Raw genomic sequence first — 25,472 nt, forward strand, 5'->3', positions numbered from 1 at the left:
TATATTGTTGGGCAAGACAGCGCGCCCCCATCTCGGCGGCTTGGCCGCGCTGGGGAAGGAATGGTGTGCGCTATTCCATTTACAGGGCGAAAGCTGCTGATTTTATGCTTTTTATGGGTAAACTGAGGCTTGAACGCGCCGCGCTGATCGGGATGGCGCGGCCACGATGGGAATGGAGAATGTGATGATGTGGAAGAAGTGGGCTATGGCCTTGCTGCTGGCGGCGTCGCTGAGCGGCTGCGGCTACAACGCGATGCAGACTCAGGACGAGGCGGCCAACGCTGCCTGGTCCGAAGTCATCAATCAGTATCAGCGGCGTGCGGATCTGATTCCCAATCTGGTCAAGACGGTGCAGGGCTACGCCAAGCATGAAAAAGAAGTGCTGACTCAAGTGACCGCCGCGCGGGCGCGGGTGGGTAGCATTCAGATGGACCCGGGGACGGCGACCGACGAGAAAAAGCTCAATGACTTTGCCGCGGCGCAGAATCAGCTGGGTTCGGCGCTGTCACGCTTGTTGGTCGTGTCGGAGAACTACCCGCAGTTGAAGGCGGATCAATCCTTCCGCGATCTGCAGGCGCAGCTGGAGGGCACCGAAAACCGCATTGCGCTGGCGCGCAAGCGCTATATCGATTCGGTGCAGGCGTACAACAGCACGGTGCGCACCTTTCCCAATAATTTGACCGCGATGATGTTCAGCCTGAAGACCCGGCCTAATTTCACGGTGGAGAATGAGAAGGCCATCTCCGCCGCGCCTCAGGTCAACTTCGGCGAACCGGAGGCGAGCAAATAAGATGACGGCGCTATGGCGTTGCTTGGGCTTCGCGTTGCTGCTGTGCGGGCAGTTGGCGCGAGCGGAGCTGGCGGTGCCGCCGCCCAGTTCTCCCGTGGTGGACCTTGCCGGCTTCTTATCGGCGGACGAGCGAGGGCAATTGGAACAGCAATTGCTGACGTTTCATCAGCGCAAGGGCAGCCAGCTGGCGGTGTTGATCGTGCCGTCGGTGGAGCCGGAGACGCCGTTTGATTACGGCACCCGGGTGATGGATGCCTGGAAGCTGGGCCGCAAGGGAATAGACGACGGGGTGTTGTTGCTGATCGTTGCGGACCAGCGCAAGAGCCAACTGCTGGTGGGGCGCGGCTTGGAGGGTGCGATTCCGGATATTTACGCCAAGCGCATTCTGCAGGATACGCTGCGTCCGCTGTTTAGACAGGGACTGCGCTTCCAGGGCATACAGGCGGCGATTGCACAGCTGGAGGGCCTGATAGACGGGGAGAAGCTGCCGTCGCCGCCGGCTCAGACCCCGCAGCAGGGCTGGGAGGATAGCTGGCCGGCGTTGGCGTTCGCGGTCTTGTTCGGCGCCGGCGTGGTTAGCCGTCTGTTCGGACGGCTGATCGGCAGCTTCATCATGGGCTGTCTGGGCATTGTCGCTGCCTTGCTGTTGGGCGCCGGCGTCATGTTCGCCTTGTTGGCCGGCGCGGTGGCGGCGCTGCTTTGCCTGGTGATCGGTTCCCATGGCGTCTCGTTCGGTGGGGGCGGCGGCGGTTGGGGAGGCGGATCTGGAGGCAGCCGCGGAGGCGGCGGCTGGTCCGGCGGAGGCGGGGGTTTTGGCGGCGGCGGCGCTTCGGGAGATTGGTGATGTGGAAATCATGGAGTAGAGCGCTGCGTCACTTGGCCAGCACCGGCTGGTTGGCGCGGCGGCGGTTTCCCGCCTCGGAATTGGCGCGCTTGCAGCAGGGGATCGCGGCTTCGGAGCGCGAGCATGCGAGCCAGCTGCGCTTTGTGGTGGAGTCGGCGCTGGACTGGCGAGACGCTTGGCGCGGCATGAGCGCGCGCGAACGGGCGTTGGAGTGGTTTGGTCTGTTGCGGGTATGGGACACCGAGGAAAACACCGGCGTGTTGGTGTACGTGTTGCTGGCGGAGCGTCGTATCGAAATCATCGCCGACCGCGGCATTGATAGGCGGGTGCCGCCGCGAGCCTGGGAGAAGATTTGCGCCGAAGTCGGTGACTCGATGGCGAAGGGGCAGCGGGTGGCTGGCCTGGAGACCGGCTTGCGGCGCATACACGCGCTATTGGTCGAGCATGCGCCGCGCCGGGGTGGGCCCGGCGTCAACGAGCTACCGGACGAGGTGATCGTCCGCTGAGTCAGCTGGCGGCGTTGACGGCGAGCTGTGTCGCCAGCTGCACGGCTTCGAACAAGCTGCCGGGATGTGCGCGGCCGCTGCCGGCTAGGTCCAGCGCGGTGCCGTGGTCGACGGAGGTGCGGATGATGGGCAGGCCCAGCGTGATATTAATGCCGGCTCCGAAGCTGGCGTGCTTGAGCACCGGCAAACCTTGGTCGTGATACATCGCCAGCACCGCGTCGCAATGCCGCAGTTTGTCCGGATTGAACAGGGTATCGGCGGGCAGGGGCCCGATCAGGTCCAGGCCCTCGCCGCGCAGCCGCGTGAGCAAGGGTTCGATGATTTCGATTTCCTCGCGCCCCAGGTGGCCGCTTTCACCCGCGTGCGGATTGAGGCCCGCCACCAGCACTCGCGGCGCGGCGATGCCGAACTTGACGCGCAGGTCCGCGAGCAGGATGCGGATGACTTGTTCCAGATTGTCCGTCGTGATGGCGTCGGGGACGTCGCGCAGCGACAGGTGAGTCGTGGCCAGCGCCACGCGCATGCCGCCGCCCGCCAGCATCATCACTACTTTGGAAGTCCGCGTGCGTTCAGCCAGGTATTCGGTATGGCCGGAGAAGGCGACGCCGCCATCGTTGATCACGCCCTTGTGCACCGGCGCGGTGACCATGGCGGCGAATTCTCCGGCCAAGCAGCCGTCTATGGCGCGGTCCAGCGTCGCCAGCACATAGCTGGCATTGGCCGGGTCCAGCCGTCCGGGGACGGCGGCGGCCGCCAGCGGCACATCGCAAACTTCCAGTCCCTGTTTGGGGGCGGGAGCGCCGGGCGCGTAATCATGCAGCGTAAGCGAGAGGCCAAGCTGACGCGCACGCGCGGCCAGCATGGCCTTGTCGCCGATCAGCACGCAACGCGAGCCGGTTCCGAACTCCGTCAGCCTCAGCGCCAAGTCAGGGCCTACGCCGGCGGGTTCGCCGGTGGTGACGGCCAATACGGGGACGTCCATGCTTACTTCTCGTCCAGCCGTTCTTCGACGAAGGCCGAATCGCGCAGCTGGCGCACCCAGTCGGCGTACGCTTGTTCGATCTTGCGGGAACGGATCTGCTGTTTGACCGCCAGTCGCTCGCGGTCGCCGGACACGTCCTGATTGCGCTTGCCTTCCACCAGGATCAAATGCCAGCCGAAGGGGGTGCGCACCGCTTGCGACAGTTGGCCGATGGGCAATTGCGTCATCGCGCTTTCAAAATCCGGCACCAAGTCGCCCAGATTGACCCAGCCCAGATCGCCGCCTTTGGCGTTGCTGCCGTCTTCGGAGTAGAGCTTGGCCATGTCTGCGAACTTGGCGCCGCGCTGGATGCGATCGCGCACTTGTTCGATGCGGGCTTTGGCGTCGCTGGCCGACACCGCTTCGTTGGTGCGGATCAGAATGTGGCGCACATGGTATTGCTCCACCATCATCGGCGCGCCGCTGTCGCGCTTGTCCTGGAGTTGGAAGATGAAGAAGCCTTGCTGGGTGCGGATCACATTGGTGTGCTGGCCGGTTTTCAGTTGTTCCAGCATCTGTACGAATTCAACCGGCAGCGACACCGCGCTGCGCCAGCCCATGTCCCCGCCCTTCAGCGCATTGGGCGCATCGGAGTAGCTGGCCGATACTTTGGCGAAGGACTGTCCCGCCTCCAGCTCCGCCAGCGCTTTTTCGGCTTTCTTCGACAGGGCGTCGATCTGCTTGGCGTCGGCGCGTTCGGGAACATTGACCAGGATGCTGGCCAGGTGGTATTCGGCGCGGTTGCCGCTCTGTGCGCTTTTCAGCACTTGGTCGACTTCGGTTTCGTTGACGTTGACCTTGGCGGCGACCTCGCTGTCGCGCAAGCGAGCGATGGTCAGTTCTTTTCGGACTTCGGCGCGCAGCTTGTCGAAGGCTAGGCCTTCCTTGGCCAATTGGGCTTTCAGGCCGGCAACGTCCATCTTGTTCTGCTTGGCCAGATTGGCCACCGCCTGATCCACGGCGGCGTCGTCTATGCGCAGGCCGCCGCTGGCGGCGTACTGCAGTTGAACCTCCTCGGTGATCATCTGTTCCAGCATTTGCTTTTCCAGCACGGCGCGCGCTGGCGGCGTGACTTTCTGAGCTTGAAGCTGCTTGATGGCCTCGTCGACGCGGGTTTGCAGGTCCAGCCAGGTGATCACATTCTTGTTGACCACTGCAACGATGCGGTCCACTTCTTTGACCGGGGTTGCGGGAGCGGCGATGGCGCCTTGCAGGGCGCCGGCTAGCAGCAGGGCGAGCAGAGTCTGTTTCATGATCATCGCTTATAAATCGTTAGTCTTGCTATAGCCGGGAATCGCCAGCTTCAGCGTGTTGAGCGGATTGTTGCCGAAGCCGCCAAGTCCCTTGAATTCCAGCTGGAAATAAATGGCGTTCTTGGTGGTGGTCAGGTCGCTGACATAGCGCTGGCCGACCAGCCGCGCCGACCAGCAACCGTCGTTGTACTCGAATCCGGCCAGTTGTTCCAGCGGCTTGCGGTCGGCCAGCGAGTAATTGTAGCGGCCCAGCGCATACCATTTCTTGGCGATAGGCCACTGGGCGCCGATGTCGATCTGGCGCAAGGGGCCATACAGGGAGGTGTTGTCCTGTTGCTCGTAGCGGCCGTAGCGATAGCGCGCGCTGAGCACCTTGCCGGGCGCCGGGTTGTAGCGCAGTTGAGCGTTGTAGCGCTCGGTGGTTTTCAGCGCCTCGTTCCATTCATAGGAGCTGTCCAATCGCCAGCCCTTGGCTAGGTCGCCGCTGGCGCCAAGCAAGAGATTGGAGCCACTGACGGTTCGTTGTTGCGGCACGCCGGCCAGCGAGATGTCATCCTGGTTGAAGTAGTAACGCTTGCCCACGGTCAATCGGATTCGTTCCAGACCGTTTTCCTGGTTGATCAGGCGGCTGGTCAGCGCAGTGGTCAGCTGGTTGGCGCCGTTAACGCGGTCGGAGCCGGAGAAACGGTTCTCGGTGAACAACTGCGCAAAGTTGAAATCATTCTCCGAGGTGTCGAAGTTGGGCAGATTGTTTTGGCTGCGAGTCGGGATATTGACGTAGAACAGTCTCGGCTCCAGCGTCAGCAGGTGATCCTGTCCCAGGAACTCGGTATCGCGGTCGAAGTAGAGGCCGGCGTCGGTGCTGAAGATGGGCAGGCTGCGCGACACCGAGCGGGCTTGCTGACCGGGCAGCGCATCCAACTGGTATTCAGTCAGATGCATGCCGATCTTGGGCCGTAGAAAGCCCCAGCTTTTGTCCAGACTCCAAGTGAGGCTGGGATAGGCGACCAGGCGGTCGCCGTTTTGCAATGTCGGGTGAGAAAAGCGGGTCAGCTCGCTCTGAAGGTTGGCGCTGAAGCCTTGCGGCAGTTTCTGGTTGACGTTGAAAATCAGCTGAGGCAACCGCGCGTAAGGGATGTCGCCTGGGGCGGGCTTCTCCAGTAGCGTCTGGTAGCGCTGCGCGCGCAAGGTGGTGTTGGCCGAACCGCCCTGCCAGCCGAAACCGTAGCTGAGCCAGGCTTCGCGCACCAAGTTGACGTTGGCGGCGATGCTAAGACGATCGCCGAAATCCTTGAAGTAGTTGGGGTCCGAGACGTAGTTGGCGTTGTAGCCGAAGGTCAGGCCCGGCGCCAATGTCTGGTTATGAGTCGCATACCAGGCGTAGCGGTTTTTGTCGGTGACTTTGTCCTTGGGTAGTTGCTCAGTGTAGATCGAGCCGGAATAGCTGGGCTGCAGGTAGCGAAACTCCGCGCCCAACATGGTGCCGTGCTTGTCGTTGAAGTGCGGGGTGATGGTCGCGTCGTAGTTAGGCGCGATATTCCAGTAATACGGTAGCGCTACTTCAGTGCCGTTACTGCCGGTTTTGAAGGAGGGCGGCAGAAAGCCGCTTTTGCGGTTGCCGTTGAGCGGAAAATCCATCCACGGCGTGTATAGGATGGGCACGCCGTAGAAATTCAGCCGCGCGTTGCGGGCGGTGCCGACGCCGTTGACATAGTCCAGATCCAGCAGCGAGGAGTTCAAATACCAGGAATCGTCGCCGGGTTCGCAGCTATTGATGCGGCTGTTGTAGACCCGGTACTGGTTCTGGCCGCGGAAGTCCACTTGCTGGCCGTCGCCGCGCATTGGCACCGTGCTCATGGGACGGGGGCTGGCAGGCGCGCCTTTGGCGGCCGGCGCGGGTTTCCCCATGGCGAATACCGGGTCCATGCCGGTGCCGCTGTAGTTGGCCACGTTGTAATCCAGCGTGGTGCCGGTCACCACATCGACTCCGCGCGTCATCTTGAAGCGGTCGCCGGCCTTGACTCGGTCCTTGTTCTGGTAATAGTCCAGCCAGTCGGACTCCAGCTTCTGGTCGTCGCGAGTGACCACCACGTTGCCGCGGGCCTTCAGCTCCACATTCATCTCGCCGTCCATATCGTCGGCGGTGACGTGGGTCTGGCCTTCGGCCTTGGGCGGGGTAGGCAGGGCGATCGGGGCGTCTTCATCGGCCAAGGCCAGCGCCGGCTGCAGTGAAAACGCGGCCGCCAGCGCCAAGGCTAGCGGATTGGGTTTGATTCTGGGCATGCACAAAGCCATATCTAAGGGGCGGCGGGGCAGTATAAAATCAGCCAATTCTATCAGCACCAAGACGAAGCGACATGCATAGACAGGAACTCATCAAAAAATGGCTGGCGGATTTGTACCCGGGGCAGGACATCGGGCTCGAATTCGCCGCCGCGGATGCCGACTTCCGGCGCTACTTCCGTGCGACCTGGCCGGATGGCGCGAGTTGCATCGTGATGGATGCGCCGCCGGAAAAAATGAGCACCGACGCCTATGTGCAAGTGCGCGACGTTTTCGCCATGGTCAATGTTCCCAAGCTGCTGGCACGTGATCGCGAACAAGGTCTGTTGTTGTTGGAGGACCTGGGCCGGGTGACCTATTTGGCCGCCTTGGAGCATGATGGACGCGAGCAGGTGCGGCGTCATCTGCTGTTGGAGGCGCTGGATACCCTGGTGGAGATCCAGTCCGCCAGCCAGCCGGGAGTGTTGCCGGAATACGACGAAGCGTTGCTGACGCGCGAGTTGAACCTGTTTCCGGAATGGTTCTGCGCCAAGGAATTGGGACAGCCGCTGAATGTTGCCCAACGTCAGTTGTGGGAGGCTGGGGTCAAGGCTTTGTTACCAGTGTTGCTGGCCCAGTCCAAGGTGTTTGTGCATCGGGATTTCATTGTGCGCAATCTGATGCTGACCCCTGGAAAGCCGGGGGTGTTGGATTTCCAGGACGCGGTGTATGGTCCTATTAGCTACGACATCGTCAGTCTGTTGCGCGACGCTTTCATCGAATGGGACGAGCCTTTTGTGCTCGATATTGCGATCCGCTATTGGGAAAAGGCGCGCGCCGCCGACCTGCCGGTGCCGGCGGAGTTCGACGTTTTCTACCGTAATTTCGAGTGGATGGGGGTGCAGCGCCACTTGAAAGTGGCTGGCATCTTCGCGCGTTTGTTCCATCGAGACGGCAAGGACAAGTATCGCGCGGAGATTCCGCGTTTCATCAAATATCTGAAACGGACCACCCGTCGTTACCAGGAGCTGGCGCCGTTCTATCAATTGCTGTTGCAGTTGGTGGGTAAGGATCAGACCGACGAAGAACTACAGTCGGCCTATCCGGTAATGAGCTACAAGGGGTGAGCATGCCTAAAGCCATGATTCTGGCTGCCGGCCGCGGCGAGCGGATGCGGCCGCTGACCGACCATGCGCCCAAGCCCTTGTTGGCCGTGGGCGGTAAGCCCTTGATTGTTTGGCAGATCGAACGCCTGGTGGCTGCGGGTTTCGCCGATATCGTGATCAATCACGCCTGGCTTGGGGCGCAGATTGAACGGGAACTGGGCGACGGCGGCCGCTTTGGTGCGCGTATCGCTTACTCCGCCGAGGGCGAGCCATTAGAGACCGCCGGCGGCATCGCCAAAGCCTTGCCCCTATTGCGAGAAGGCAGAGAGCGCGCCTTTCTGTGCGTGGCGGCGGACATCTACACCGATTATGACTATGCCTGCCTGCTGCCGCGGCTGGATGCGCTGGAGCGGCGGGAAGAGCCGGGAATGTACCTGGTGATGACCGATAATCCGGACTTCCACGCCGGTGGCGATTTCGCGCTGGCGCCGGATGGGGGCTTGCGAGCCGACGGCGAGCGCAAACTGACTTTCTCCAGCATCGGTCTTTACGATACCCGTATGTTTGCCGGGCTTCTCGCGGGCCGTTTCGCGCCGATGCGCCCGTTATACGACGCCGCGATCGCGGCGGGGCGGGCCAGCGGCGAGTACTTCAACGGCGTCTGGCACAATGTAGGCACGCCGCAGCAATTGCAGCAGTTGGATGCGCAATTGCGCGCCGGTCCGGGTTGAGGCAATGTCGGCTTCGTCTCTTCCCGGCGCGCGTCGTATTCTCGGCATCGATCCCGGCAGTCGCATTACCGGCTTCGGGGTGATCGATTTGCTGGGGCAGCAGCGCCATTACGTGGCCTCCGGCTGCATCCGCACGCCGCAGGGAGCGCCCTTGAGTGAACGCATACGCGTGATCGTCGACGGCTTGTTCGGCGTGATCGATACCTACCGGCCGCAGGCGGCGGCGGTAGAGCAAGTGTTCGTCAACGTTAATCCCGCTGCCACGCTGATGTTGGGTCAAGCGCGCGGAGCCTGCATTACTGCGCTGGTGTTGAGAGATTTGCCGGTGGCGGAATATACCGCGCTGCAGGTCAAACAGTCCGTCGCAGGTCACGGTAAGGCCGCCAAGGAGCAGGTGCAACACATGGTGGTGCGTATGCTGAATTTGTCCGGCACGCCCCAGGCCGATGCCGCCGATGCGTTGGCGGTGGCCTTGGCGCACGCCAACCTCAGCGCCGGAGCCTTAGGCCTGCTGGCGCAAAGCGGCCTGAAAATTCGAGGCGGCCGGCTGGTGTAGCCGGCGTGCCTGTAATCGCTTGAAGAAAGAACCAGAACATGATTGGACGCCTGAGCGGCAACCTCATCGAAAAACTCCCTCCGCAAGTGGTGCTGGACGTCAACGGAGTCGGCTATGAAATCGATGTGCCGATGACCACTTTTTACCAACTGCCGGCTTTGGGTCAAAAAACCACGCTGTTCACCCACCTGGTGGTAAGAGAAGACGCCCACCTGCTGTTCGGCTTCGCCAGCAAGGAGGATAGACAGACCTTCCGGCAATTGGTGAAGGTAACCGGCATCGGCGCCAAGATCGCCCTGGCGATCCTCTCCGGCATGACTACCGACGACTTGGCGGTGGCGGTGGCCAGCGAGGATATCAAACGCCTGTCCGCGGTGCCGGGCATCGGCAAGAAAACCGCGGAACGCCTGGTGCTGGAGTTGCGCGGCAAATTGGCCACCGGCAGCAATCTGACCGCCCCGGGAGGCCTGGCTTTCGTCGCCACGCCGGATGAGAAGGGCGACATCGTCAACGCCTTGTTGGCGCTGGGGTACAACGAGAAGGAGGCTGCCGCCGCCACCAAGGGCTTGCCGGCTGACGTGACGGTGAGCGAGGGCGTGCGTCTTGCCTTGAAGAGTCTGATGAAGTTTTAAGAACCTGTTTACGATCTCGCGAGCAAGAGCGAGATAAGGCGAAAACGAGCGAAAAAGCGGAATGTACTCGTGGTACATGAGCATTTTGTGGGTGTTTTCAACGCCGTATCGCCGAAGCGCAGCAGACTTTGAACAGGTTTTAAGACCCGCTAACAAAACCCCTGATCCTGCGTTGCGCCTCCTTGTCGTACTACTTGTACTGCCTGCGTCGGCGCGCCTTGGCCCAGGTGCTCTGAGAGGTTTTGTTAGGACCGTCAAGGAAGAGTGGTGTGCGTTGGCCTCGCATAAAAAAAGCCGCCCAGAAGGGCGGCGAATGGAGGCGGGCACACATGCGTGTGTTCCTTGGGACGACTCCGGGTAAAGCGAGTATCGGCGCGACAGGTCAGGGCAAGCGAGCCAGGCGGGTTGTGCGCCGATGAATGAAAGCGGAATTAGCCAGCGGCTTTGAGAGTGACGTTGGTGCGTACCGAGGTTACGCCCGGCACGCGGGAAGCTTCTTCAGCTACGCGGCGCAGCGCTTCTTCGCTGGGCGCGGTGCCATTCAGGGTGACTTCGCCTGCTTTCACACTGGTCTGGATATTGGCGCCAACCTGAGCCGCGGCTTTGGCGACGGCCTCCTGAACCGCCTGGTTCAGACCGGTGGCTGCGCTTGGCGTAGCTTCGGCGATAAAAGCTTCAGTAGCGCTGGCGTCGCCTTTGGCTGCGGTAGCACGCTGGGCTTGCTCGGCCGGGGCGCTGGCGTCGCCTTTGGCTGCGGTGGCGCGTTGGGCTTGCTCGGCCGGAGCGCTGGCGTCGCCTTTGGCTGCGGTAGCGCGCTGTGCTTGCTCGGCCGGAGCGCTGGCGTCGTCCTTGGCTGCGGTGGCGCGTTGAGCTTGTTCGGCCGGAGCGCTGGCGTCGCCTTTGGCTGCGGTAGCGCGCTGGGCTTGCTCGGCCGGAGCGCTGGCGTCGCCTTTGGCTGCGGTGGCGCGTTGGGCTTGCTCGGCCGGAGCGCTGGCGTCGCCTTTGGCTGCGGTGGCGCGTTGAGCCTGCTCGGCCGGGGCGCTGGCGTCTTGAGCCGCCCAGCTGGCGCCGGTGAACAGGGAAGTCATCAGAGCAATGGCAAGAGTGGATTTCTTCATGGGATTAACCTTTTTGAGAGAGTGAGTCACATCGCTTGCGCTTGAGTCTGTCGCGCTTCGATCATTTGCGCTCTCCCTATGGCAAAAGGCGTGCCAGCTTTGATTTTTTCTTATTTTTCAGTGGCTTGAGTTTTTTGTGGCTGGAGTTGGCTTGCAGGATGCGGCTATTCTGTCGCTGTTTGGCGACAGCGAGGAGGGGGGACGGGGTAGGGCTTTGATTTCGCTGTGATTTTACCTGTCGCCGATTGGCGACAGGCGTTGGCGGCGCTTCATTTTTTATCACGCCTGTCGCGTCGCCACGCTTATTCCAGCTTGAAGGCGGCGGGCGTCAGCTCGTGTTTTTGCAGCAAGCGGTAAAACTCGGTGCGGTTGCGGTCAGCCAGTCGCGCGGCGTCGCTGACATTGCCACCGGTCAGCCGCAGCAAGCGTTCCAGGTAGTCGCGTTCAAATTGTCGCTTGGCTTCAGCCAGCGTTGGGATCGCGCTTTCTTCGCTGGCGACGGCTTTCTGTACTTGCGCCAGCGTCACTAGGGAGCCGGTGGTCAGCACGCAGCATTGTTCTACCACATTGGCCAATTGCCGGATATTGCCCGGCCAAGGCGCGGCGCTCAGGTATTCCAGCGCGTCGGCGGCGAAACCGCTGACGGCTTTCTGATAGCGGGTGGCGATTTTTTCCAGGAAATGAGCTGCCAGCAGAGGGATGTCTTCGCGGCGTTCGGCCAGTGGCGGCAGGCGCAGCGACACCACGTTCAGGCGGTAGAACAAGTCCTCTCGGAAGCTGCCTTCCTGGATCAGCGCTTCCAACTCGCGATGCGTGGCCGACACCAGACGGATATCCACCGGGGTCGCCCGGGTCGCGCCGACCGGACGTACTTCGCGTTCCTGCAGCACGCGCAGCAATTTGACCTGCAGAGGCGGCGGCATGTCGCCGATCTCGTCCAGGAATAGGGTGCCGCCGTCCGCCTGTTGGATCAGGCCGGTCTGGCGCGCGTTGGCGCCGGTGAACGAGCCTTTTTCATGACCGAACAGCTCGCTTTCCAGCAGATTGTCCGGAATCGCTCCGCAGTTGACCGCGATGAAAGGTTGGCCCGCGCGCGGGCTGGCCAGGTGAATGGCTTTGGCCAGCACTTCCTTGCCGGTGCCGCTTTCGCCGCGCAGGAGCACGCTGGCGCCGGTGGCTGCGACCATACGGGCCTCGGCCAGCAGTTCCTCCATCGCCGGGCTGCGGCTGACCAGGCCGGAGCGCCAGCCAGTGGCGGCCTGGTCGGCCGGCCGGCCAGGTCCCGCCAGCGACAAGCCCTGGGCCACCTTGTCCAGCAGCGCCTTGCCGTCGAAGGGTTTGACCAGGTAGCCGAACACGCCGCGGCTGACAGCCTCCACTGCGTCCGGCACCGTGCCGTGGGCGGTCAGTAAAATCACCGGCATCGCAGGGTAGCGCTGGCGGACTTGTTCAAACAGCTCCAAACCGTCCATGCCGGGTAGGCGCCAGTCCGTCAGCAATAAGTCGGCGCGGCGAGCCGCTAGCGCGTTTAGCGCCGCCTCGGCGCTGTTTAGCGCCTCAACCTCGTAGCCGGCGGCGCCGAGCCGCAGTCCGAGCAAGCGCAATAGGTCGGGATCGTCGTCGACCAAGACGATGCGGGCGATGGCGCTCATGGCTGGCCTCCTTTGGTTTTGCTGGGCTTCAGCTGGAGTTCGCGTTCGACTTCGCGCAGGGCGTTGAGCTTGCCGCTTAGATCGTCGTAGCGTTTCTGCAGGTCGCGGTTCTGCGCCTGTTGCCGCTCCAGCGCTTCCGCCAGCTTGCGTCGTTCTTGAAATTGTTGGAGCTGCAGCCGCGCAAGACCTAGGCTGGCCGGGTCCAGGTTGTCGGTCTTGGCAAGCAGGCTCTCCAACTGAGTCAGTATTTTTTGCGTATCGGCTCGGTTCTCCGCCGTTTGCGCTTGTTGGAGCAGAGACAGCAAGCGGCTGCTGCCGCAGCTTTCCCGCCCGGTCAGGGACAGGGTCTGGATTTCCCGCGTCTGGTTCAGCAGCAGCAGGACTTGATTGGCGTCCGGGCAACGGATGATGGGCGCGGCCGGCGCGGCGGCCGGCTGACGCTGATGAGCGCAGGCGCTCAGGACCAGCAGGCTGCAAAGCCAGAGCAGCCGTCGTGTGTTGAGGGTCAAAAGGCAAAGTGTCTTCATGTCTTGTTCTCCGGTTCCGGCCACTGAAGGCGGAAGCAGGCGCCGTTCTGGGGCGTGGGTTCCAGCGTTAGTTCGCCTCGCATCAATTGGGCGAAACCGCGCGCCATCGCCAGGCCCAGCCCGGTGCCGGGCAATTCGTCCGGCGGCGGCGAACCGCTCCAGAACGGCTCGAAAATCTTTTCTCGATAGGCTTCCGGCACGCCGGGGCCTTGATCGCTGATTTCCAGCCAGACGCCGCCGCCATCGCGGCCGTGACGGATGTTCAAGGCGCTGCCGGCGGGGCTGTGGCGAATGGCGTTGATTAATAGGTTGTCCAGGATGGTCTCTACTTTAGAGCGGTCGCCGTTAACCCGCTCTGCGTCGCCCTGGACTTTGGCGGCGAGACGTTTGGCTTGCAGCAGAGGACGACAGACCTGCAACCGTTCCGTAATCAGCGCCGGCAGATCGAAGGTTTCCACGGTTAGCGTCTCGGACAGCCATTGGCCGGCATCATAGCGCAATAAGGCTTCCACGCGTTGGCGCAGGGTCTGCGCATTGTTTTGCAGGATGGCCACAATTTCCTGTTGTTGGGCGGATAGCCGTCCTATCACTTCTTCACGCAATAGCGCGGCGGCCTCATGGATGGCGGCCAGCGGGGTTTTCAGCTCATGGGAGGCTTGACGGAAGAAACGGCCTTTCTGTTCTTCCAGCGCCGCCAGCCTGCGGTCCAGTTGGGCCAGCTCGCGGGCCAGTCGCTGCAGGTCGGCGGGGCCGGACTGGCGCCAGTCCTGCAGCCGCGCGCCATCGCTCATCCGCGCGATTTTGGCTTGCAGCTTGCGTAGCGGCCAACTGATCAACAAGGTCATCGCCAGCGCCAGCGCCAGCGCGGAGGCTAGCGACAACCAGGCCAGACGGTCGGCGGTGCGGCGCATCTCGGTGATCGAATCCTGCCATTGACGCTGGCTCTGTTCCAGTTGGCGGTTGATCAACTGGCCCTGCGCCGTCAGGTGCAGGTCCAGCTGGCGGAACAAACGGTCGCGTTGCGCGCCGGAGCGCGCCGGCAGGCCCTGGAGCTGCGGCTGGATCGCTAGGATGGCCCGGGCGCTGAGCGCCAGCTCGTCGTCGTCGCCACGCTGCAGCTTGCGTTGCGCCAGTTCGATTTCCTGCCAGGCGCCGGCGGCGGTGTTGGCCAGCGCGCGGTCTTTCAGGATCTGGGCCTGGCGGGTGGCGCGTTCGAACTGAATGGATTGTTCGCGCGACACGCGGTTGGCGTCCAGCCATTCCTTGGCTTGTTCCTGATGCGAGCGCAGTGTGGAGGCGGCGTGTCCCAACTCGTTGCGCAGTTGGATCAGCACGGCGGAGGGCACGACGGCGACGATCAGAAAGCTGGCCAGCAACAGGCTGCGGAAAGAAACGAAACGAAGCATGATGGGGTCGGCGTCGACGCCGCGGGCGCATGCCCGCGGCTTAAGGGCAAAGATCAAGCAGACAGCGGAGCGGCGGCTAAGTTCTGGCGGGAAATCCATTCAGCCAGCTCGGCCACGCTCAGAATGGGCAGCGTGTGCGTTTGAGCGTAGTCCGCGATTTGCGCGCCGCGCATCATGCTGCCGTCCGGGTTCATCAGCTCGCAGAGCACGCCGGCGGGCTGGAAGCCGGCCAGCCGCGCCAGCTCCACAGCGGCCTCGGTGTGGCCGCGGCGGCTCCGCACGCCGCCTTCTGCCGCCACCAGCGGAAAGACATGGCCGGGACTGACCACGTCCCCGGCCTGCGCTTGCGGGTGGACGGCTGCCTGAATAGTACGCACCCGGTCGGCGGCGGATACGCCGGTGGATACGCCCTGCGCGGCTTCGATGCTGACGGTGAAGGCGGTGCCGTAGCGGCTGCCGTTGCGTTGGGTCATCGGAGGCAATTGCAGCCGTGCGGCGTGCTCGGCGGTCAGGCACAGACAGACGATGCCGCTGCAATCGCGGATCAGGCGCGCCATTTCGGCTTCGTTCAGCGCGTCGGCGGCCAGGATCAGGTCGGCTTCGTTCTCGCGGTCGTGATCGTCGGGAACGATGACCGGCAGGCCGCGGCGCAAGGCGTTCAGCGCCGTTTCGACGCGTTGGGACAGGGTGTCGGGGTGTGTGGCGATACTCATGGAAACGGTCCTCGGATAGTTTGAGAAACAGGTTCCAGGGCGTGAAAAGGGCAGGCGCGAACCCACCCGCGCGCCAAGCGCGCAGCGAACACGCCGCGACCGCGCGCAGCGCGGCGGACGGCGATGTCGTCTTCTCTCATCCGGACTATTACCGTCGGCTCTGGCCTGTCACCAGATCTGCTGACCTTCCGCCGGGAAGCGGAAGCGCTCGCGGGCTCGATCTTGCGATCATACCGCCGGTGGGGAATTGCACCCCGCCCTGAAGACGTTGCGTTGGCTCGCCGCGATGGGCGGGCCAGCGGCGATTATAGCGCGGTGGTAAGATTGGACATTCGTTTTTTTGGCCGGCGGCTGACACCATGATTGAAACCGACAACCTGTACGGCGGCGCGCCCGAGCCCCGCATCGTCACCCAGCAAAGCCTGTCCAGCCAGGAGGAGGCGTTGGAGCGCGCTTTACGGCCCAAACTGTTGGACGAGTACGTTGGCCAGAAAAAGGCGCGCGAACAGCTGGAAATCTTCATCGAGGCGGCCAAGCGCCGCAGCGAAGCGCTGGACCACGTGCTGCTGTTCGGCCCGCCTGGGCTGGGCAAGACTACCTTGGCGCATATCGTGGCCCGCGAAATGGGCGTCAATCTGCGGCAGACCTCCGGACCTGTGTTGGAGCGGGCCGGGGATTTGGCGGCGCTGCTGACTAATCTGGAGCCGCACGATGTGCTGTTCATCGATGAGATTCACCGGCTGAGCCCCGTGGTGGAGGAAATCCTTTATCCGGCCTTGGAGGATTATCAGATCGACATCATGATAGGCGAGGGGCCGGCGGCGCGTTCGGTCAAGATCGATCTGCCGCCGTTCACCCTGGTGGGCGCCACCACCCGTGCCGGCATGCTCACCAATCCGCTGCGCGACCGCTTTGGCATCGTCGCGCGGCTGGAGTTTTACAACGCCGAGGAACTGACCCGCATCGTCAACCGTTCCGCTGGCTTGTTGAACGTCAAATTGGCCGACGACGGCGCGTTCGAAGTGGCGCGCCGCAGCCGCGGCACGCCGCGTATCGCCAATCGGCTGCTGCGCCGGGTGCGGGATTACGCCGAAGTCCGGGCCGACGGCGTGGTCAGCTCCCAGGTGGCGGACGCCGCGCTGGCGATGCTGGACGTGGACCCGGCCGGCCTGGACGTGATGGACCGCAAGCTGCTGCAAGCCATTTTGGAGAAGTTTTCCGGTGGGCCGGTGGGCTTGGACAACGTCGCGGCAGCCATCGGCGAGTCCACCGACACTATCGAGGACGTGATCGAACCCTTCCTGATCCAGCAAGGCTATCTGCAGCGCACCCCGCGCGGTCGGATGGCGACGGCGCTGGCTTATCAGCACTTTGGCTTGCCGCTCAAGGATTGAGGTGGTGTCGCCTGCGCGCAGCAGGACGGCAATCCCTTGATCGCCGCCGCCGGCGCTCAGGCGTACAATTCCGGATTCACACGGCATTCCGCTGCGGCGGGGGACGATTATGTTTTACGCTTTGTTTGGCCTGACCTTGGCGGTGGCGATAGCCACCTCGGTATTCACCGCGCGTTTTTTCGATCCGGCGGTCAACAAAATTCTGGCGCGGGTTCTAGGGCGTGATTTGACTGATGCCTGGCGCAAGTACATTTTCTTCGCCATCGTGGTCACCGGCGTTTCCGGCGGGGTGCGGCAGTGGTCGCTGGAGAAGTACTTGCCGCCGGCCGCGGGCAAGGGCAGCACCGTGATGGAGCTGACCGGCGAACGATGGTTGCTGGAGTTGTTCAACACTTTCATCGATACGCTGCGCTCGATTGCTTGGGTTATGTTGTTGTTCTTCCTGTGCGCAATGCTGGCCTATGTGATCATGAAGGCGGTGGAGATGCGTAAAGGCGAGCGGCCTCCCGAAGAATGAAAAAATCCCGACCATGGTCGGGATTTTTCGTTGAAACGGGGCCTGGCTCAGCGGCCGATCTTGATCTGCGACCACAGGCGGTTCAAATCGCGGCGGGATTTCACGTCCAGATCTTTCAGCGCCACGTACTTGCCCTTGGCCGGCTCCAGCATGATCACCGGATTGGCCTTGATCTGCGGTTTGAAGAAAGCCTCGGCCGCTTTGACCGGGTTGGTCGCGCCGATCTGGTTGGAGATTTCGGCGGCGTTCTTGCCATCCAGCATGAAGTTGATGAAGCGGTGCGCTAGGTCCGGCCGCGGAGCATCCTTCAGAATCACCATATTGTCCACCGCCAGGATATTGCCTTCCTTCTGTGGCTGGTAGCCCAGTTTGAACGGTCGTTTGGCGTGCTGCGCGTCTTGCTGCGCCTGGAACAAATCGTTGGAATAGCCGTGGGCCACCCAGATATTGCCTACGGTCAGCTCTTTGATATAGCTCTGGTTGTTGAAGGCGGCCCAATAGGGCTTGGCTTTGCGGATCACGTCGGCCGCGGCCTTCCAGTCTGCTGGCTGGACGGAGTTGGCGTCCTTGCCCAGATAGAGCAGGGCGGCGGACATCAGTTCGCGCTGCGAATCCAGTACAGTGACCCGGCCTTTGATTTTTGCCAGCACCGCAGGATCGAAGATCAAGGCCCAACTGTTGGCCTGCGGCAACACGCCGGCTTTTTGCAACTGGGTTTCGTTGTAGCCGAGCAAGGTCAGCGACACAACGGTGGGGGCTGCCACCTTGTTGCCGGCGTCGAACGGCGCGTTCAGCCTCAGGTAGCCTGAATTGAGGTTCTTCCAGTTGGGCAGCTGCGCCTTGTTCAGCGGCTGGGTTTTGCCCTGCTTGATCAGAGTGCTGACGGCGAAGGCGGTGGGGAAGACCATGTCGTAGCCTTTGGCGCCGGCGGCCAGTTTGGCGAGCATCTCCTCGTTGTCCCCGTAATAGTCCTGCACCAGCCGGCATTTGCACGATTGCTCAAAACGCTTGGCGGTGTCTGCGGACAAGGCGTTGTTCCAGTTGTAGATATGGAGTACGTCCTCGGCCATTGCCGAGCCCCAAGTCAGAGCCAGAAGCGCCGAAAGGGCCAGCTTTTTCATACGCGTGAATCCTTTAGTTCAAAGAATGGAATGGAAAAACGGAGACGGAGCGGAGGCGTCGAGGCGCCACCGCATCCGTTACAGAGCGACCATATTGTCGCGATGAATCAATTCCGGTTCGATCATATAGCCGAGTGAGGCTTCAATCTCCCGGGTGGGCTTCTGCATGATGGTGCGCGCTTCGCTGGAGCTGTAGTTGACCAGGCCGCGCGCCACTTCCTTGCCTTCCTGATCGACGCAGGCCACCGCCTCGCCGCGCAGGAAATCGCCTTCCACCGCGCAAACGCCGATAGGCAGCAGGCTGGTGCCGCGTTCCCGCACCGCCAACGCCGCGCCGGAGTCCAGAACCAGGCGTCCGGATAATTTCAAATGATCGGCCAACCATTGCTTGCGCGCCGCCATGCGGTTGGTGGGCGGCAGCAACTGGGTGCCGATGCCCTCGCCGTCCGCCAAGCGCGACAGCACCTGATGCTCGCGGCCGCAGGCGATCACGGTGGCCGCGCCGCTGCGCGCCGCGCGCTTGGCGGCGAGAATCTTGGTGATCATGCCGCCGGTGCCCACACTGGAGCCGGCGCCGCCGGCCATTTCTTCCAACCGAGGCTCGCCGGCAATGGCTTCATGAATGAATTCCGCGTCGGGGTGTTTGCGAGGGTCCGCGCTGTACAGGCCTTGCTGATCAGTGAGAATGATCAGCGCGTCGGCCTCTATCAGATTGGTCACCAGCGCGCCCAGGGTGTCGTTGTCGCCGAAGCGGATTTCGTCGGTGACCACGGTGTCGTTTTCATTGATGATGGGCACCGCGTTCAGGTTCAACAGGCTGGTCAATGTGGAGCGGGCGTTAAGATAGCGGGTACGGTCAGCCAAGTCCTCGTGGGTCAGCAGGATTTGCGCGGTCTGCAAGCCAAAGCCGCGAAAGGCCGTTTCATATGCCTGGCACAGGCCCATCTGGCCCACTGCGGCGGCAGCCTGCAATTCATGCACGCCCTTGGGGCGCACGGTCCAGCCTAGTCGTTGGCAGCCTTCGGCAATCGCGCCGCTGGAAACCAGCACCACCTGTTTGCCGCGCCGTTTCAATTCGGCGATTTCCGCCGCCCAGCGATTGAGCGCCGCCATATCCAGGCCCTTGCCGTCATTGGTGACGAGACTGGAGCCGACTTTGACCACAATCCGGTCAGCGGCGTGAATAACCGAGCGCATCCAAAACTCCATGAGTCAAAACGATAGATGCGGGGGAGTTTACCCGAAAAAGAGCATGCCGGACCGTCTCCGGCGGGGCGGAGATCCGATGGCGGCAAAGCGACGCCATCATGGTGTCGGCAGCCTGTTGATTACACGGGCTTTGATGCGGACCGTGCAATTCGGCAGGGTCCGCGGCAAGATAAAAGCTTGATCTGAGTCAGAAATGCTCGCTATCGCGGTATTCCATGATTTGGAACAGCGGAGTCTGCGTGTGTAAACGCGATACCCGGATCAGGCTTTCCCGTTCGCCGTCATGTAGGCGGAATTCGCGTAACTGGCTATACGGGCGTCCAGCCATCAACAGCAATCTGGGCATTCCTGCAGGCGTGGCCAGCAGCAAGGCGAACTGAAAGCTGTCGCCGGGGTGGGTAATGCTGGGCATGGCCAGCGCGGGTTGGGGCGGTCCGCCGATGAACTCGACGCCGCATTCGATTTCCCGCCCATCCGCGCGAAGCGCAACCCAGCGGGCGATGCCGAGCTTGGCGTTTTCCGGCTGGTTTGGCGGGGTGACCAGCAGCAGTTCCCCTGCTCGTAGGGATTGATCTCGCGGTTGGCCGTGCAGCAGCAAGCCGGTATCGCTCTGATTGGATATGGCCAGCAAGCAGGGCGGCGGCGGCGGCCGGTGGCGAGGCGTGTCCTCTTCAGCGGAGATGCCGGGCAATTGCCAACTTAGATCGTTGCGATGGAACCAGATGCCCGGCAGTGCCGCGACGATTTCGATGATGGTTTGGGTCTTGAGTCGTGGATGACGGCGACGTTTGGGCTGATGCCATTCTTCCACCAGTAAGGATAACAACTGCAATTCATCAATCATCAGGCCCTGTTGACGATTGTTCTGAGCTTTTTGCAGTGCCTCGCGGCTTTTCTCCAGGATGTCTCTGAGCGGCTCCAGATCCAGCAGAAAGCAGCCGGGGCCCAATTTGCTTGCGGAAATCGGCAGAAAGCGTGGGGGGGAGTCGATTTGTTGATCAACCAGATAGCCATGCACGGGCTGGGTCAAGGCTTCAACTGGAATCAGCCGGGCTTTGGCTGCTAGATCGAAGATCAGCTGTCGCGACAAGGCTTGCTCGGTGGGGGCGAGGCGGTTGCTGGGGGTCAGCCCCATCAATAGGATCTGCAAGTAGATGGTCTGGATGGAGTCATCGTTAGCCAGCCCCTTGTCTTGCCAGCCGCGGCCGCTGGCGAAGACATGCAACTGGTGGCAGTCGTACCAGAAGTCCGGCGTGATCGGGGTATAGCATTGCTGGCTGATGCTCAGCAGCTGGCGCGCCGCCATCATGGTGTAGGCCATCAGCTCGATTTTAGGGTGCTCGCGATCAAGCAGGCCGCGCTTGGCAAGGCGATCGTGCAGAGTCTGTTTGAACGTGATGAAAATCAGAGCGAACAGCTCGACGCTCAGCAAGGCCAGTTGGCGCACCTTTGGCGTTCCTAAACTGTCGTGTTGGCGAATCTCGTTTTCCAGCAGCGGGTAATAGCGATCCACCGCTTTCAGGTACAGCTTCAGGAGCTTGTGGCGCAAATGGCTGTCCAGTGGAACTCGGGACAAGTTTTGCATGGACTGGCTCAATAAGCGTCCGCATTCGGGCAGATCGGTGAATGGCAGCCGCTCCAGCCATGCCGCCACGCTATCCGGTTGAGTATCTATCAGCAGAGGATCCATAGTTTGTTCTGGCAGGGTGGGCAGCGGCATGCAAGGCGATTCACAATGTAAATTGTGCCGTTTCCATGCTATGGGCACTCACCCCGCCATGGCAAGGCGGATCACGGCAAAGCGATGCTTTGGCCGTCGGCGGTGTTGGATGCGCGCGCCAGTTCCTCCAGTGTGGCTGCGGTGGCGGCGATCAGGAAGGCCATCTCCTCGTCGGTGATCGTATAGGGGGGCATGAAATACACGGTGTTGCCGATGGGGCGCAACAGGCAACTTCGGCGCAGCATCGCGGCAAAACAGGCTTGGGCGAAGTCGGCGCGTGAAGTGTCGACCTCGAAGGCCCAGATCATGCCCTTGTGGCGGAAATTCCTGACGTCCGGACGCGCTTGCAAATCAGTCATCATCGAATTGAAGCGCTGAGCTTTGTCGGCATTGGTGGCCAGGACATCCTCCTCCGCGAAGATATCCAGCACTGCCAGCGCCGCGGCGCAGGCCAATGCATTGCCGGTATAGCTGTGCGAATGCAAGAAACCGCGAGTGACATCGTCGTGGTAGAAGGCCTGATAAATTGGGCTGCTGGTCAACACGCAGGAAAGTGGCAGGAAACCGCCGGTGATGCCTTTGGACAGACAGAGGAAGTCCGGCGTGATGTCGGCTTGCTGGTAGGCGAACAGGCTGCCGGTCCGGCCAAAGCCCACGGCGATTTCATCGGCGATCAAGTGCACCTGGTATTGATCGCACAGTCGGCGTAGCTCGCTCAGATAGAGCGGGTCGTACATTACCATCCCGGCCGCGCCTTGAACCAAGGGCTCCACGATGACGGCGGCCACTTCTCCCGCGTGCTTGGTCAGCAGGTTTTCCAGCGCCTGGATCGCTTTGCGCGCGGCATCGGCCGCGCTTTCACCGGGCAGCGCGCGGCGGGCGTCCGGAGACGGCGCGCGCAGGCCCGGCTTCAGCAAGTCTGCATAGGTGCTGGAAAACAAGGGAACGTCGGTGACGGCCAGGGCGCCCACGGTTTCACCGTGATAACTGTTTTCCAGGCTGATGAAACGCGACTTGTCCGCTAGCCCCTGATTGCGCCAGTAGTGAAAGCTCATCTTGAGCGCAATTTCCGTGGCGCTGGCACCGTCGGACCCATAAAACACGTGAGCCAAGCCGCTGAGCTTGGCCAGACGTTCTGACAACTCCACCACCGGCTGATGCGTAAAGCCGGCCAGCATCACGTGCTCCAGCTTGTCCAGTTGATCTTTGATCGCCCGCTTGATGCGAGGATGACCATGGCCAAACAAATTCACCCACCAGGAGCTGACCCCGTCCAGATAGCGCTTGCCGTCGAAGTCTCTCAGCCAGACGCCGTCCGCGCTGGCGATGGGTACGATGGGCAAAGCCTCATGGCGTTTCATCTGGGTGCAGGGGTGCCAGACAGTGTTGAAGCTGCGCTGCAGCCAGTCTTGGTTATCACTCATATCTGTTCTATGTATTCAGACTAAGAGTTCGATGCTATCACAGGGAGAGCGAGGCAGCGGACTGACCAAGAACGTCACATTTCTACCTGTTGCGCTGTTTATGACTGGCGGACTGGCAGGAATGAGTGTGAAGAAGGGGGTGGCATACTTTCTGCATAAGTGCTCTCTATAAAACAAGCCTTGGAGCCGAGCAATGAGGAAGGCGGCTGGGTTTACCTTGATTGAACTAATGATTGTTGTCGCCATTATTGGTATTTTGGCGGCGATTGCGATTCCGGCTTATCAGAACTATGTGGTTCGTGCCAAGGTGGCGGAAGGCTTGACCTATGCGGATCAGGCCAAAACCTCGGTGTCAGAATACTATCTGGCTGGCAATACTTGGCCAAGCACTAATGCTAGTGCAGGTTTACCTGATACTTTGGCCGGAAACTATGTCAGCAATGTACAGGTTGGAGTTAGTAGTGGAGTCAGTACTGTGACCGTGTTGTTTAATAGCAGTGTGGTCTCTGGTTTGACTGTGGTCTTTACCCCTGTAGCTAGTAGTGGTACTGTTGCGTGGTCGTGCTCTACCGATGCGGCTTATGCTCAATATGTGCCTTCGTCTTGCCATTAAATGGAGCTTGCAATGCAAAAATCCCAACAAGGTTTTACTCTTATCGAACTGATGATAGTGGTGGCTATTATTGGTATTCTCGCCGCGATTGCTATTCCCGCTTATCAGGACTATACCAAACGGGCTAGGGTGTCAGAGGGGCTAAGCTTGGCTTCTGCAGCCAAAACTGCAGTGGCAGAGTACTATGCTTCAAATGGTTCTTTCCCCTCTACAAATACTTCAGCTGGCTTGCAAACATCAATTAGTGGTAACTCAGTGACTAGTGTGCTTGTTGGTACAAGCGGTGTCATTACGGTTTCATATAGCACTACTTTGATTGACTCCACCAAAAATCAATTGACGCTGACACCTGTTGCATCGAATGGGTCGATTGTTTGGACATGTGGAGCGTCTGGGACTAATGCCCTTAACTCTCAGTGGTTGCCAGCTAACTGCCGTGCCGGCAACTGATTGTTATAAAAACTTATTAAGGAGGGTGCCAATCGGCACCCTTTTTGTTATGCACAAAAATATAAAACTTATTTCATTTTTTTTGATGGCGTTAGCAATTTCGTTGCCATTCACGAGCTGGTTACGTTATGTGCCGTTACCAGACTGGGTGTCTGATGCATTTGCATTTGCATTGCTTGGTATGGTTATGTTTGGCTTGTGTTTTTTGAAAATGGATAAAGTAGTGGCTTCTTGGCTTGAATTGGTTTTGTTAATTCTTGCAGTGGTCATGTTGCAGTCAGCTTTCTATAGCCAGCTTGCCATTTTATTTGCCGGCTTGGCTCTGTTTGTTCTCCTGCTGCGTAGCTGTTTGAAACCGAGAGATGTTAATTCCTTGATTGTAATGCTGGCTAAGGTTGTTGCTGTGTTTGCTTTGCTACAATCTTTTGCAGGCATCCTTCAGGCGTTGGGGATGGCGCGTTATTTTTATGGGGTCATTGTTTATAGCCCAAACTCTTTGGATGTGGTTGGAAATATTGCGCAGCGAAATCAATATGCAAATTTTCTTTTTTTGGGGGTTCTGTCAGTTTGTTATTTGCATGCGATGGGTGGCATACGATACAGATTTGTGTTGTTTTTTTTGCTGCCCGTAATTTTGGCGATTTCTTGGTCTGGGGCTCGTTTGCCCTTTGTCTATATGTTGTTGGCTTCAGTGTTGGTGTGGTACTGGTATAGAAGTTTGACGGATGATGAAAAAGGACGTGGCGAAGTAAAGTTTTTTGCTTGGGCTGTAGTGGGGGCTGCGCTATTGATGTTTTGCTTTCAACTTTGGAATAGCGAAATTATGCTACTGCTAAGTAAAATAGGACTACCTGTTAATGTTGTTAGCGGCTCAGATCGCATCATGGATGGTGGTTTGGGGGTGCGGAGGCGGATTGAGTGGACCAAGGCGTGGCTTATTTTTATTGAGCATCCATGGTTTGGCGTAGGATGGGGAGGGTTTGCTGCAGAGACGGTAAGGATGGAATGGCTGTCCGGTTTGCCTAAACAACCGGAGAGTTGGCTGTTTACTCATAGCCATAACTTGTTTTTCCAGTTGCTAGCAGAGTCTGGATTGTTTGGCACTGTTCCTGTTGTGTTGGGTTTATGCTATTTGTTTTTTAGATTATTGCGGAAGGTGAAGAAGAGTATAGATAGTCTGTGGCTGTGTGGCGTTTTTGTAGTGATTTTAGTGCATAGTATGTTTGAATATCCTTTGTGGTATATGCCATTTTTGATTGTTTTTGTTTTGATTTGTGCTTTGGTGAAGGGGCATGAATGGAGTGTCTCGCTTCGTCCAGGATTCGTGAAAGGGTTGTCGGTTTTATTTGGGATTGGGTTTGTGCTGTATTTTTTGCTGGGGCTAAGTTCTTTTTGGACGGTTGTCCAGTATGGAGTGCCATCGTTAAATGAAAAGGATAATATTGCTCGGTTGGAGGCGTTGTCAAATATTGGAAGGAATCCATTTTGGGCAAGAGATGTGGATATGGTGTTGGGTAACTATATGATACCTACAAGTGAACAGTTGGATATAAAGCTTGCCCATTTTGAAATGTTGGCTCGTTACCGTCCTTATCCTAATGTGTTATTAAAATTAGCGATATTGCAGGCTCTGAAGGGGAACAAGGTAGAAGCGGACAAGTCATTAAAGATGGCAATCGCTAATTATCCAGATTATGTGAAAGGTTTTGTGGGTATGTTGGCATCTCAAAATAGTTCTCAAGTGCTTCCCTTGAAACAGCTAGCCATGGTCGCGGCCCAAGCCTACGCCCAGCATCCTCCTTATAGTCAAGCCGCGCAGTTGGCCGCAGTGATAACCGTGGCCGCGCCTGTGACGCGCAAAACACTGTTTTGACCGCCAGAGTGCGGTTTGTTTGAGCGCGCGCTTG

The 25,472-nt window shown here is 60.1% G+C and carries 24 protein-coding genes and 1 riboswitch; of the genes, 12 read left to right on the forward strand and 12 right to left on the reverse strand.

The window, feature by feature from the left end:
- Nucleotides 1-187: 187 nt before the first annotated feature.
- From MOV80_RS10360 to MOV80_RS10370, 3 genes are read left to right on the forward strand one after another with little or no spacing between them, the layout of a single operon-like run.
- Nucleotides 188-790, forward strand: coding sequence for a LemA family protein (locus tag MOV80_RS10360; protein WP_107733151.1), 603 nt, complete (start codon nt 188-190; stop codon nt 788-790).
- A 1-nt stretch (nt 791) separates the two neighbouring features.
- Nucleotides 792-1,634, forward strand: a complete 843-nt coding sequence (locus MOV80_RS10365; RefSeq protein ID WP_118266415.1) for a TPM domain-containing protein — start codon at nt 792-794, stop codon at nt 1,632-1,634.
- Nucleotides 1,634-2,140, forward strand: coding sequence for a TPM domain-containing protein (locus tag MOV80_RS10370; protein ID WP_118266419.1), 507 nt, complete (start codon nt 1,634-1,636; stop codon nt 2,138-2,140). Before MOV80_RS10365 ends, MOV80_RS10370 begins: the two co-directional genes overlap by 1 nt.
- Before the next feature lies 1 nt (nt 2,141).
- Here the strand turns inward: MOV80_RS10370 and pdxA are convergent, their stop codons facing one another.
- From pdxA to MOV80_RS10385, 3 genes are read right to left on the reverse strand one after another with little or no spacing between them, the layout of a single operon-like run.
- Nucleotides 2,142-3,122 (reverse strand): 4-hydroxythreonine-4-phosphate dehydrogenase PdxA, encoded by a 981-nt coding sequence (gene pdxA / locus MOV80_RS10375; RefSeq protein WP_249605089.1) that lies wholly within the window; start codon nt 3,120-3,122, stop codon nt 2,142-2,144.
- Between the two features lie 2 nt (nt 3,123-3,124).
- Complete coding sequence (locus tag MOV80_RS10380) at nt 3,125-4,414, reverse strand: peptidylprolyl isomerase (protein WP_174243630.1); 1,290 nt, start codon at nt 4,412-4,414, stop codon at nt 3,125-3,127.
- A 9-nt stretch (nt 4,415-4,423) separates the two neighbouring features.
- Nucleotides 4,424-6,697, reverse strand: a complete 2,274-nt coding sequence (locus tag MOV80_RS10385) for an LPS-assembly protein LptD (RefSeq protein WP_043592336.1) — start codon at nt 6,695-6,697, stop codon at nt 4,424-4,426.
- A gap of 74 nt (nt 6,698-6,771) precedes the next feature.
- On the opposite strand from MOV80_RS10385, the gene amgK reads away from it, so the two are divergent.
- Genes amgK through ruvA form a run of 4 tightly spaced genes read left to right on the forward strand, consistent with a single transcriptional unit; the run spans nt 6,772 to nt 9,701 of the window.
- Entirely contained in the window at nt 6,772-7,803 is a 1,032-nt protein-coding gene (amgK, locus tag MOV80_RS10390) for an N-acetylmuramate/N-acetylglucosamine kinase AmgK (RefSeq protein ID WP_019100529.1), read from the forward strand.
- Nucleotides 7,804-7,805: 2 nt separating this feature from the next.
- Nucleotides 7,806-8,513, forward strand: coding sequence for an N-acetylmuramate alpha-1-phosphate uridylyltransferase MurU (gene murU / locus MOV80_RS10395; protein ID WP_198001634.1), 708 nt, complete (start codon nt 7,806-7,808; stop codon nt 8,511-8,513).
- Nucleotides 8,514-8,517: 4 nt separating this feature from the next.
- Nucleotides 8,518-9,069, forward strand: a complete 552-nt coding sequence (gene ruvC, locus MOV80_RS10400; protein ID WP_043592300.1) for a crossover junction endodeoxyribonuclease RuvC — start codon at nt 8,518-8,520, stop codon at nt 9,067-9,069.
- A 38-nt stretch (nt 9,070-9,107) separates the two neighbouring features.
- Nucleotides 9,108-9,701 carry a Holliday junction branch migration protein RuvA gene (gene ruvA, locus MOV80_RS10405; RefSeq protein WP_249605090.1) on the forward strand — a complete coding sequence of 198 codons (594 nt, stop codon included), beginning with the start codon at nt 9,108-9,110 and terminating at the stop codon, nt 9,699-9,701.
- Between the two features lie 431 nt (nt 9,702-10,132).
- Here the strand turns inward: ruvA and MOV80_RS10410 are convergent, their stop codons facing one another.
- The 5 genes from MOV80_RS10410 to ribB form a co-directional block, all read right to left on the reverse strand.
- The gene (locus tag MOV80_RS10410) at nt 10,133-10,819 is read right to left on the reverse strand and encodes a BON domain-containing protein (RefSeq protein WP_118266425.1); all 687 of its coding nucleotides are present in this window, start codon (nt 10,817-10,819) and stop codon (nt 10,133-10,135) included.
- 302 nt (nt 10,820-11,121) lie between these two features.
- The gene (locus tag MOV80_RS10415; RefSeq protein ID WP_118266428.1) at nt 11,122-12,471 is read right to left on the reverse strand and encodes a sigma 54-interacting transcriptional regulator; all 1,350 of its coding nucleotides are present in this window, start codon (nt 12,469-12,471) and stop codon (nt 11,122-11,124) included.
- Complete coding sequence (locus MOV80_RS10420) at nt 12,468-12,998, reverse strand: hypothetical protein (protein WP_118266430.1); 531 nt, start codon at nt 12,996-12,998, stop codon at nt 12,468-12,470. The genes MOV80_RS10415 and MOV80_RS10420 overlap by 4 nt, the downstream gene beginning before the upstream one ends.
- Nucleotides 12,995-14,404 (reverse strand): HAMP domain-containing sensor histidine kinase, encoded by a 1,410-nt coding sequence (locus tag MOV80_RS10425; protein WP_043592296.1) that lies wholly within the window; start codon nt 14,402-14,404, stop codon nt 12,995-12,997. Before MOV80_RS10425 ends, MOV80_RS10420 begins: the two co-directional genes overlap by 4 nt.
- Nucleotides 14,405-14,457: 53 nt before the next feature.
- Nucleotides 14,458-15,117 (reverse strand): 3,4-dihydroxy-2-butanone-4-phosphate synthase, encoded by a 660-nt coding sequence (gene ribB, locus MOV80_RS10430; protein ID WP_019100521.1) that lies wholly within the window; start codon nt 15,115-15,117, stop codon nt 14,458-14,460.
- Between the two features lie 124 nt (nt 15,118-15,241).
- Nucleotides 15,242-15,388: riboswitch (FMN riboswitch) on the reverse strand.
- Nucleotides 15,389-15,476: 88 nt separating this feature from the next.
- On the opposite strand from ribB, the gene ruvB reads away from it, so the two are divergent.
- Both ruvB and MOV80_RS10440 read left to right on the forward strand, forming a co-directional pair.
- Nucleotides 15,477-16,511, forward strand: a complete 1,035-nt coding sequence (gene ruvB, locus MOV80_RS10435; protein ID WP_019100520.1) for a Holliday junction branch migration DNA helicase RuvB — start codon at nt 15,477-15,479, stop codon at nt 16,509-16,511.
- A gap of 109 nt (nt 16,512-16,620) precedes the next feature.
- Complete coding sequence (locus tag MOV80_RS10440; protein WP_249605091.1) at nt 16,621-17,028, forward strand: hypothetical protein; 408 nt, start codon at nt 16,621-16,623, stop codon at nt 17,026-17,028.
- A 47-nt stretch (nt 17,029-17,075) separates the two neighbouring features.
- Here MOV80_RS10440 and MOV80_RS10445 read toward each other — a convergent pair whose 3' ends face one another.
- The 4 genes from MOV80_RS10445 to MOV80_RS10460 form a co-directional block, all read right to left on the reverse strand.
- The gene (locus MOV80_RS10445) at nt 17,076-18,149 is read right to left on the reverse strand and encodes a spermidine/putrescine ABC transporter substrate-binding protein (RefSeq protein ID WP_249605092.1); all 1,074 of its coding nucleotides are present in this window, start codon (nt 18,147-18,149) and stop codon (nt 17,076-17,078) included.
- Nucleotides 18,150-18,227: 78 nt separating this feature from the next.
- The gene (gene proB, locus MOV80_RS10450; protein WP_043592290.1) at nt 18,228-19,346 is read right to left on the reverse strand and encodes a glutamate 5-kinase; all 1,119 of its coding nucleotides are present in this window, start codon (nt 19,344-19,346) and stop codon (nt 18,228-18,230) included.
- A 199-nt stretch (nt 19,347-19,545) separates the two neighbouring features.
- Complete coding sequence (locus MOV80_RS10455) at nt 19,546-21,048, reverse strand: hypothetical protein (RefSeq protein ID WP_141113105.1); 1,503 nt, start codon at nt 21,046-21,048, stop codon at nt 19,546-19,548.
- A 101-nt stretch (nt 21,049-21,149) separates the two neighbouring features.
- Entirely contained in the window at nt 21,150-22,502 is a 1,353-nt protein-coding gene (locus MOV80_RS10460; protein WP_118266433.1) for an adenosylmethionine--8-amino-7-oxononanoate transaminase, read from the reverse strand.
- A gap of 193 nt (nt 22,503-22,695) precedes the next feature.
- Between MOV80_RS10460 and MOV80_RS10470 the strand changes: the two genes are divergently transcribed.
- From MOV80_RS10470 to MOV80_RS10480, 3 genes are read left to right on the forward strand one after another with little or no spacing between them, the layout of a single operon-like run.
- A complete protein-coding gene (locus MOV80_RS10470; RefSeq protein WP_118266435.1) occupies nt 22,696-23,115 on the forward strand; it encodes a pilin in 420 nt (139 codons plus the stop codon).
- Nucleotides 23,116-23,127: 12 nt separating this feature from the next.
- The gene (locus tag MOV80_RS10475; protein WP_118266438.1) at nt 23,128-23,565 is read left to right on the forward strand and encodes a pilin; all 438 of its coding nucleotides are present in this window, start codon (nt 23,128-23,130) and stop codon (nt 23,563-23,565) included.
- Entirely contained in the window at nt 23,516-25,438 is a 1,923-nt protein-coding gene (locus MOV80_RS10480; RefSeq protein WP_162896944.1) for a Wzy polymerase domain-containing protein, read from the forward strand. Before MOV80_RS10475 ends, MOV80_RS10480 begins: the two co-directional genes overlap by 50 nt.
- The last annotated feature ends 34 nt before the right edge of the window (nt 25,439-25,472 follow it).

Source organism: Chromobacterium sp. IRSSSOUMB001, from assembly GCF_023507765.1.
GTDB lineage: Bacteria > Pseudomonadota > Gammaproteobacteria > Burkholderiales > Chromobacteriaceae > Chromobacterium > Chromobacterium haemolyticum.